The sequence below is a fragment of the Streptomyces sp. NPDC126510 genome (genome assembly GCF_040302345.1).
In the GTDB taxonomy this organism is placed as follows: Bacteria; Actinomycetota; Actinomycetes; order Streptomycetales; family Streptomycetaceae; genus Streptomyces.
The window spans coordinates 1-9,167 of record NZ_JBEORR010000076.1 but is presented as its reverse complement, the minus strand read 5'-3'; the positions used below and the strand labels follow the sequence as shown (position 1 = coordinate 9,167).

Annotated in this window: 6 protein-coding genes and 1 pseudogene; 3 read left to right on the top strand and 4 right to left on the bottom strand. The window is 62.6% G+C overall.

What is annotated here, in order from left to right:
- Positions 1 to 1,100: 1,100 nt before the first annotated feature.
- From ABTX60_RS42640 to ABTX60_RS42625, 4 genes and pseudogenes are all read right to left on the bottom strand, one after another.
- Complete coding sequence (locus ABTX60_RS42640) at positions 1,101 to 1,445, bottom strand: hypothetical protein (protein WP_350835146.1); 345 nt, start codon at positions 1,443 to 1,445, stop codon at positions 1,101 to 1,103.
- Between the two features lie 67 nt (positions 1,446 to 1,512).
- Complete coding sequence (locus tag ABTX60_RS42635; RefSeq protein ID WP_263284177.1) at positions 1,513 to 2,139, bottom strand: DsbA family protein; 627 nt, start codon at positions 2,137 to 2,139, stop codon at positions 1,513 to 1,515.
- A pseudogene (gene nhaA, locus ABTX60_RS42630) lies at positions 2,119 to 3,300 on the bottom strand (Na+/H+ antiporter NhaA); the annotation flags it as partial. The pseudogene nhaA and the gene ABTX60_RS42635, both read right to left, overlap by 21 nt.
- Before the next feature lie 128 nt (positions 3,301 to 3,428).
- Entirely contained in the window at positions 3,429 to 6,110 is a 2,682-nt protein-coding gene (locus ABTX60_RS42625) for an excinuclease ABC subunit UvrA (RefSeq protein ID WP_051649789.1), read from the bottom strand.
- 202 nt (positions 6,111 to 6,312) lie between these two features.
- Here ABTX60_RS42625 and ABTX60_RS42620 point away from each other — a divergent pair, with 202 nt between their 5' ends.
- The 3 genes from ABTX60_RS42620 to ABTX60_RS42610 all read left to right on the top strand — a co-directional run bounded on the left by ABTX60_RS42620 (position 6,313) and on the right by ABTX60_RS42610 (position 9,094).
- Positions 6,313 to 7,506, top strand: coding sequence for an alcohol dehydrogenase catalytic domain-containing protein (locus ABTX60_RS42620; RefSeq protein WP_003943355.1), 1,194 nt, complete (start codon positions 6,313 to 6,315; stop codon positions 7,504 to 7,506).
- Positions 7,507 to 7,716: 210 nt separating this feature from the next.
- Positions 7,717 to 8,691 (top strand): helix-turn-helix domain-containing protein, encoded by a 975-nt coding sequence (locus ABTX60_RS42615; RefSeq protein ID WP_003943380.1) that lies wholly within the window; start codon positions 7,717 to 7,719, stop codon positions 8,689 to 8,691.
- Between the two features lie 94 nt (positions 8,692 to 8,785).
- Complete coding sequence (locus ABTX60_RS42610; RefSeq protein WP_352102005.1) at positions 8,786 to 9,094, top strand: SRPBCC family protein; 309 nt, start codon at positions 8,786 to 8,788, stop codon at positions 9,092 to 9,094.
- The last annotated feature ends 73 nt before the right edge of the window (positions 9,095 to 9,167 follow it).

The following is a 9,167-nucleotide window of genomic DNA, read 5'->3' as shown; positions in this document are numbered from 1 at the left end:
TTCGTCACATCATCCAGTGTCGTCATCACGGCACCCTTCTCGCCGGGCATTCACCCAGCGTGTCGGGCCGAAACACCGTTTAAGAAACACTCCCGGAGCGGGCCCGTTCGGTACGTTCGGGTGTCATGACGGTTGGGCGGGCACCGTGTCGGCTTTGGCGCCGGACGGCTTCGAGGCCGGCGTGAGCGCATTCGACGATCATGTGGTGCCCACCTTTGGGCGAGAGCGGCCATGATGCGGGAGAAGAATTCACGACCCCGCCGGTGGTTGTGCCGAATCCTTCTGCGAAAGAACGGAATACGGAGCAGTGTTCGCAAAGAATGTGGACGTGCCGATGAGGCGACAAACGGATCGTCCGAGCCTGTCGAGTTCAGACCACGAGGACGACACCGCCATTCCCGCGTAGGTAGCTCAGGCGTTCGGCGAGCTGGGGTCGCTGCGTTTTCGAGCCGGATTCGCAGTCGGTGAAGATACAGATCGCTCCGGCTTGGCGGAGTGCGTACTGCTGCAGTTCGGGGTTTGTTCTAAGACACCGGTGTATCCGATGGTGCTCACAGTCTCAGTCCTTCTCCTCTGCTGCCATGTGTGGGACGGTGCGGCTATTCATGAGCTGGTGACCGATCTCAGGACTCCAAGAAGGTGCGCAACTTGGCCGAGTTCGGGTTTTGCTGTGATGCTTCGGGTTTGATCGAACTCGACCACGTGTAGGTCTGTTGAGGCATGGTGTCGTAGTGCTCGGAGAAGGCCATGGCGGCACCGCGGGGTGCCGCAGCGATCACTGCGGCACGTCGATGACTGGTTTGATCGCGAGCCGTAGGACGCCGCGAGGATAGTTCCGCCATCTAAATAGGCGAAGTTGCAGCAACCTGGACGGCGTCGACACTGAGATCACCTAGCGACCATCCGACGTCGCGGGCTGCCGGTCGGAGTCTGTTGATCGCCAGGTAATTGGGTATCCACACCGAAACGAACTATTCGAGAGGTTTTGCGGTGAAGGATGTCAGGCGAGGAATGACGGATTCCGAGCTGGTCGAGGAAGCTGCCCGGCTCGCTGAGCAGAAGGATCGGACTCGATGCGACGAAATCCGGTTGGCACTCGTTCAGGACGAGCTCGAGTCCCGGCGCCACGCATTCCGACGAGCACGGAACGGCGAGGAGACATCAACGATGAACTTTCTGCTGATCTGGTCGCGTGTGTCTTCCGGGCTCATGCCGGAGGATGTGCGTGTCTGCGGTCCGAGACAACGCTCCGTGCCGGCCCGGTGGGCACTGCCGATGAATCCCCGTCGTTGATGTTGGATTTGGAGCTGTTCGTCGGCCCGCCCTTCGCTGCCGCATTCCGTGCGGCAGTCCACTGGCTCGTCTTCGTCGGCGTTCTCTGACCACGTGCGGCAGGTGACGGTTTGGGGAAGACGGCTGATTCGCGCGATCAGCGTCTCGATCACATCGGGAATCCGAGCGAAGTCGTCGGGCGTTGAGGACGGTGCCGTTGAGGGCGATACTCTCCGGCGTCTACTGCAGGGACGTGCGAGCGCCTCGGCGGCTGTGCTCGAGTTCTTTGGTGAGGGTGCGCGCGTCATAGCTTCCGATTATTCGGCAGCCTTCGACGAAAAAGGTCGGTGTTTCTCGGGCACCACTGGACTGGGCGCTGGAAATGTCACGTTGTACGCGCTCGGCGACCGCGTCGCTGTCGAGGTCCGCGACGAACTGGTCGACGTCGAGTCCTATCTCGGCTGCATAGCCGATGAGATCGGTTCGCGCGAGCGCGTTCTGGCGGGTGAACACGAAGTCCAGCCATTCCCAGAACATGTGCTGCCGTGCGGCGGCCTCTGCTGCATGTGCGGCAACCAGTGCGTGCGGATGGATGTCCACCAGCGGTAGGTGACGGACCACGTAGCGCAGATCGTCGCCGAAGTGGACGTGCAGGTCGTCCCATCCTCCGGTGGCATGTGCGCAGAATCCACATTCGAAGTCGACGAACTCTACAAGGGTCAGCTGGGCGTCTTCGGGTCCACGAATGTGGTCGATCTCGGGATCTACGGGAGGTTCCAGCACGATGGGGAGATCGGCTTCGGCCTCACCCAGCTTGGTCGCTGCCACGCGGAAGATCACCGCACCCAGTACTGCAGCCAGCACCATGGCGACGAGCACGCCGACGGTCGCCTGCCCGGCCAGTTCGGGAGATGTGCCGAAAGCCAAACCTATGATCAGCAGCGATACGGTGAATCCCATCCCCGATAGCGCAGATCCGCCCATCACACTGCCCATGCCGACCCCCTGCGGTAATCGGCCCGCTCCGAGTCGGACAGCGATGTATGTGGCTGCTCCGATGCCGAGGAGCTTGCCGAGAACCAGGCCAAGCACAACTCCCCAGGTCACACGGGCACTGAACGCTTCGACGAGCAGTCCGCCACGCAGGTCGACGCCGGCGTTGGCGAGAGCGAAGATCGGTACCACGATCAGCGCGGTGGGTACCCGGAGGTATTCGTGTATCCGCTCGTTGACGGCTGTGCCTTTGGCCAGTCCACGTGACACTGCACGACCTGATGCGGCGCTCGGAGACTGCCAGAAGTCACGAAACAGTTCTGGAGCCGCCTCCACCTTGTGCCGCTGTGTCGGGTACGCGGGAATCAGAAGGCCGGCGACCATTCCGGCAAGCGAGGGATGAACACCCGACTCGATCGTGCTGAACCACAGCACGATCACCACGAGAATGTATGGCGCGGCTCGCCACTGTCGCGCCCGCCCGAGTAGCCACAATGCTGTCAGGCATGCCAGGGAAACGAGCAGTGGAATCAGGCGAATGTTTTCGCTGTATACGAATCCGATGATGGACACCGCGAGGAAGTCGTCGACCACCGTGACGGTAAGGAGAAACACTCGCAGTTGGCCTGATCGTGCGGGCCCGAGGAGCGCCAAGGCCCCGAGCATGAAGGCGGTATCGGTGCCGACGACCACCCCCCAACCCTGCAGGCTGTCTCCGCTGCCGACGATCACGGCGTAGATGACGGCGGGTAGACACACCCCCGCGACTCCGGCGATCACGGCGATACGAGTGCGGGTTCGATCACGTAATGACCCGTGGGCGAACTCTTGGCGTACCTCGAGCCCGATCAGAAAGAAGAAGACGACCGTCAACCCGTCGTTGATCCAATGGTGAAGGCTCATGTGCAACGCCACCGGGCCGAGTTCGAATCCGGCGCCTTGATGCCAGAGGTCGAAGTACGCGTCCGAAGCCGGCGAATTTGCCCACAGCAGGGCGGTCACGGTTACCACCAGCAGCAGCACCGCGGAGCCGGACTCACGCCGGAGAGAGGCCGGAGAGAGTTGGAGAGCTGATTACGCAGGCCTTGGGGTTTCGGTGCCTGTCGTGCCATCGCTAGTTGATCCTTATCGCCGTTCAGTCCAGGCGGTGGTGCGCGGTCAGGTCAGTGTTGTGTGGTGCCGGCGCCTGTGTTTTCCAGCGCCGCTCGTAGATAGGGGGCAGTCGCACTGTCGGCAGTGGCAGCTACCTGCTCGGGGGAACCGGTGGCGACGATACGTCCGCCGTCGGCGCCCGCTCCCGGTCCGAGGTCGATGACGTGGTCGGCCTGGGCGACGACGCGCATGTCGAGTTCGACCATGACGACGGTGTTGTCGGCGTCGACGAGCCCCTGCGCGTGAGCGAGCAGTCTGTCGCTGTCGGACGGGTGGAGCCCAGCAGTGGGCTCGTCGAGGATGTAGAGCGTGTCGCCGCGTTGAGCACGCTGGAGTTCGGATGCCAGCTTGACACGCTGAGCTTCGCCGCCGGACAGCTCGGTGGCGGGTTGTCCGAGTCGCAGGTAACCCAACCCGACCTCGCGTAGGACGGTGAGCGAGCGAAGAACGTCGTTCTCACTGGTGAAGAAGGCGTGGGCTTCGTCGATGCTCATCGCGAGAACGTCGGCGATGTTGCGGTCCCGCCAGGTGATTTCGAGTGTGCTCTGCGTGTAACGAGTGCCGTTGCAGTCCGGGCACGGACTGTAGACGCTGGGCAGGAAAAGCAGCTCGACCATCACGAAGCCTTCACCTTCGCAGGTCGGACAGCGGCCACCGGCGACATTGAAGGAGAACCGCCCCGGTTTGTAGTTCCGTTTCTTGGCCGCAGGTGTTGCGGCGAACAGCTTGCGGATGTGGTCGAACATGCCGGTGTAGGTTGCAACATTGGATCGGGGTGTGCGCCCGATAGGGCGCTGATCGATGGCGACCACCCGACGGAGCCCTCCCAAGGTGCCCTCGATGCGGCCGCGGACCGCGCCCTGATCTCCGGTGAGCAGCAGATCGGTGTCGTCGCGCGGTTCGACGTTGGCATCGGGCGCGGCGGGCCGGCCCAGTTCAGCGTTGATCAACGCTGGTAGAGCCTGGCTGACGAGGCTCGATTTCCCCGAACCGGAGACTCCGGTGACCGCGGTCAAGACCCCGAGAGGGAAAGACACGGTGAGGTCGCGGAGACTGTTGCGCTCGACGCCTTCGACGCGAAGCCACCCGCGGGGGGTACGCCGCTGGCGGCGCACCTGCTCCGACGTGTCGAAGAGATAGCGTGCGGTGACCGAGTCCGGTACGTCGGCCAGCCCGGCGGGTGTTCCACTGTAGAGCACGCGTCCACCGTTCTCGCCGGCACCGGGACCGATATCGACCAGCCAGTCCGCTTCTCGGATGACGGGTAGGGAGTGCTCGACGACGAGGACGCTGTTTCCTCGCTCACGAAGTCCGTGCAGAATTCTCAGCAGCGCCGTCAAGTCGCCGGGGTGCAGTCCCGCCGAAGGTTCGTCGAGGATGTAGGCGACGCCGAACAGCTTCGAGGACAGCTGCGTCGCCAGGCGCAGTCGTTGCAGCTCTCCGCCGGAGAGTGTGGGCGTCGTCCGGTCCAGTGACAGATATCCCAGCCCGAGGTCGATGATGGGTTGGATTCTTTCGAGGAGGTCGTCGAGCAGGCGCCGCGCCGCCACCTGTTTTTCCGCTGACACGTTCGGGGTGCGTCGCACGTCGGGAGCGGCGGTGTGCGCCGATCCTCCCGATGCGACACGTCGTCGCGTGGCCTCGGCTCGTCGGGTTTCGTCGAGAGCTTCTCCTGCCGCCTCGGGTAGCCAGTCGCTGGACACAACAGTGCGCGCGATCTCTGCCAGTCGTGCCAGGGGCAAGGACGCGAACTCGGCGATATCCAGGCCCTCGAAGGTGACCGAGAGCGCCTCCGCCTTGACCCGCTTGCCCTGGCACATCGGGCATACCTCGCTGGTGACGAACTCAGAGACCCGCTTCTTGACGATCGAGCTCTTGGTGTTCGCGAAGGTATCGAGCACGAACCGCCGGGCGCCGACGAAATTGCCCTCGTAACTGGGTTCGGTTCCGGCTTTGATCGCTCGCCGAGTCTGTGCCGGGGTAAATCCCGAGTACACAGGAACGGTGGGGCGGTCCTCGGTGAACAGGATCCAGTCGCGATGTTTCTTCGGCAGCTTCTTCCACGGAGAGTCGACGTCGTATCCCAGTGACACCAGGATGTCGCGAAGGTTGCCACCCGGCCAGCCCGGCGGCCACGAAGCGATCGCGCGCTCCCGGATGCTGAGTGTGGGATCGGGGACCATCTTGTCGACATCGACCTCGTAGACGCGCCCGATGCCATGGCAGGTCGGACATGCGCCCTGCACGGTGTTCGGCGAGAAGTCCTCCGCGTAGAGCATCGGTTGGTCATCTGGGTAAGACCCGGCACGGGAATAGAGCATCCGCACGAGACTGCCCAATGTCGTCACGCTGGCGACATTCGATCGAGCATTACCGATGCCTCGGTGCTGCTGCAGTGCAACCGCCGGTGGCAGTCCCTCGACGACGTCGACATCGGGTACACCGACCTGGTCGATCAGCCGACGGGCATACGGTGCCACCGACTCCAGATAGCGCCGCTGCGATTCCGCGAACAGTGTCCCGAACGCCAGCGAGGATTTCCCCGAGCCGGACACACCGGTGAACACCACCAGACGGTCTCGAGGAACATCGAGATCGACGTCGGCAAGATTGTTCTGCCGAGCTCCCCGCACCACGACACCCTGCCTCCAGCGATCATCGGCCTCGGCGAGATGTTCGGAACGGTTTGTCATGCCGGTGACCATAACGAAGGAAGGGAGCCTTGCGGCAGACCCCACAGCACTCCTGGCACACATCGTCACTCAGTTGACACGCAAGGTCACTGACACGTATCGCCACGTGCGCATACGTTCGAAAGGTCCCCCGGTGGCCACGCCACCACAACCGGGTCCCGAATCGCAGCGTGCAGGGATCCCCCAGGTTAGGAGCGACAGCATGGCAGACAGCAACCGCGCAGTGGTGTTCGAGAGCCCCGGCACCATGAAGGTCGAGAAACTCGACTTCCCCAAGCTGGAGATGCCGAACGGACGAAAAGCGCCCCACGGCGTCATCCTGAAAATCGTCGCTACCAACATTTGCGGCAGCGACCTGCACATTTACCGAGGGTCCTTCCCCGTCCCCCAGGGTATGGTCATGGGCCACGAGATGACCGGAGAGATCATCGAGGTCGGCTCCGACGTGGAGTTCCTCAAAGAAGGCGATCTCGTCTCGGTCCCCTTCAACGTCGCCTGTGGACGATGCCGCAACTGTAAAGCTCGCCGCACAGATGTCTGTGAAACCGTCAATCCTGCAGTCTCCTGCGGCGCATACGGTTTCAATCTCGGCGACTGGGTGGGCGGACAAGCCGAATACCTGTTCGTCCCGTACGCGGACTTCCAACTCCTCCGTTTCCCGGACAAGGACCAGGCCATGGACAAGATCCTCGATCTTGCCCTGCTCTCGGACATCCTTCCCACCGCCTTTCACGGACTCATCGAGGCAGGGGCCAAACCAGGTTCAACGGTGTACATCGCCGGCGCCGGGCCGGTCGGACGCTGCGGCGCAGCAGCAGCACGCCTTCTCGGCGCATCCTGCATCATCGTCGGCGACTACTATCAGGACCGACTCGACCTGGTCAAGAACAACGGCTGCGAGACCATCGACCTGAGCCAGGACATCCCCTTGCCCGACCAGATCGAGGCCATCCTCGGTGAGCGCGAAGTCGATTGTGGCGTCGACTATGTCGGCTCCGAAGCACACGGCATCGGCTCGGAGTCCAATCAGCCTCAGCCGGCAGGTGCCATCAACGACGTCCTCGAAGCCACCCGTGCCGGCGGCGCCACCGGCGTCATCGGCGTCTACGGCCCCGACCCTCTGGCACCGACAAAGGCCGAACAGGAAGGCATCTTCCCGCTCGAATTCGGCAAGGCCTGGATCAAGTCACCGCGCCTGTCCGCGGGGCAGGCACCGATCATGCATTACAACCGCGAGTTGATGATGTCGATCCTGTGGGACCGCATGCCGTATCTGAGCGCAATGCTCAACACCAAGGTCATCGGCCTCGACGAAGCACCCGCCGCCTACGAGACCTTCGATCAGGGGTCATCGAGCAAGTTCATCATCGACCCACACGGAATGATTCCAGCCTGAGCACGATCCAGCACGGAAAGCTCATGGTCTCAGCACAATACAGCACGGAATGCTCACGGCCTGAGCGTTTTGCAGCACGCGTAGATTTCCGGCCCTGTGATCGCCCCCCGACTGGCGGACACAGGGCCGGCTCGCTCTCTCCCCGACCCGCAGGACTTTCCCGCGCGGCTCAGTAAACTCAGTGGTATCCGAAAGGCAGGTGATCCGGCCATGGCTGATGCAGACGAGCCCTCATTGCCACACTTCGAAACGTTGTCGACCTCGCGGGCGCCGGACGACGGTGTCATCGACTACTGGCGAGAGGCCCGGCGCCATGCCTACGTCGACGTCAGCACCGACCCCGCCGACCCCGACTTCTACGGCGATGTCCGTCTCGGCCGATACACGAACTTCACTCTGTCCACGAAACGAGCCACCGCCGAGCAGACACACCGCAATCGCAGCCGAATCGCCCAAGGGCGGGAACAGGACGAGTATCTGTTCGCCACATTCCAGACGCGCGGAAGTTGCGTCATCGAACAGGCCGGACACACTGCAGTAGTCCCGCCAGGATCCATGGTCATCTACGACAGTTCCCTGCCCTTCGCTTTCCGAGCCGATGCACCCTACGAACAGGTCATCGTCAAGGTGCCCGCCGATCGAGCCTTCGCGCTCGCCGGCATCGACCGGACCACGGACATCCTGGCCACGACCATGAGCTGTGCAGGAGCGATGTCCGCCGTCGCAGCCTTTTTCACCCAACTGGCCCAACACCAAGACAGCGATCCCCACGGCGCCGCACAGCTCGAGACTCACGCCTCTTCACTGGCCACATCACTACTGAGTCTCGTCACACCGGTTCGCTCTGCCGCCGAAATACCCGCCTTCCTACGACGAGATCAGGTTCTGGCCTACATCCATGCCCACCTTGCAGACCCCGACCTCGACGCCGAACGCATCGCCACCGCGATGCGACTCTCCCGCCGCAGCCTCTACCGCCTGTTCCAGGGAACCGACCACACAGTCATGGGATATCTCCGCGCAGCGCGCATCCAGTCCGCCCAGCACCTACTACGAAAATACCCTTCCCGGCCCGTCTCCCTCATCGCTCGACAAACAGGATTCTCCGACCCCCGCACCTTCTACCGAGCGTTCCGCGACACCACCGGCATGACACCCAACGAACACCGAGAACGCCTCGATTGACAACGCACTGCACATATCCGCTCTACAGCTCAACGAGGCCGCCGGACGGGTCAACAACGACCGGCTCGGGCGAATCATGGCCCGCATACGACAGGTGGCCAGAAACCTGACCCCAATTGCGAGTCTGAAAACGAAACGCTTCGAACCTCATCATCTGAACACGGGCCGTCCCGACCTGCACTTCATGTCCGGAGTACGGGAAATTCGACAAACCGACGATGTGCACACACAGTGGATCCTCGAAATAGCCGGACAAACACGAGAATTCGACGCCACCATCACCGAACAGCACCCGGACGAACGCATCGCGTGGAAATCGGACGCAGGGTCTATCTCTTTAACGGTGTTTCGGCGGATTTCCATCAGTAAGTTTCCGATCCCGGCCAACGATCGGCGAACGTGATCGCAAACGCGTTCAGAGCGGGCTTCCACCTCGTTATCCATCGTGCCTGGCCCTTGCCTGTCGGGTCGAGCGA

What these genes read in the sequence shown, in the direction of transcription:
- ABTX60_RS42635 (WP_263284177.1), bottom strand. Translation starts at nt 2,139, where the DNA reads ATGGTGCTGGCTGCAGTACTGGGTGCGGTGATCTTCCGCGTGGCAGCG.
- ABTX60_RS42615 (WP_003943380.1), top strand. Translation starts at nt 7,717, where the DNA reads ATGGCTGATGCAGACGAGCCCTCATTGCCACACTTCGAAACGTTGTCG.
- ABTX60_RS42620 (WP_003943355.1), top strand. Translation starts at nt 6,313, where the DNA reads ATGGCAGACAGCAACCGCGCAGTGGTGTTCGAGAGCCCCGGCACCATG.
- ABTX60_RS42625 (WP_051649789.1), bottom strand. Translation starts at nt 6,110, where the DNA reads ATGACAAACCGTTCCGAACATCTCGCCGAGGCCGATGATCGCTGGAGG.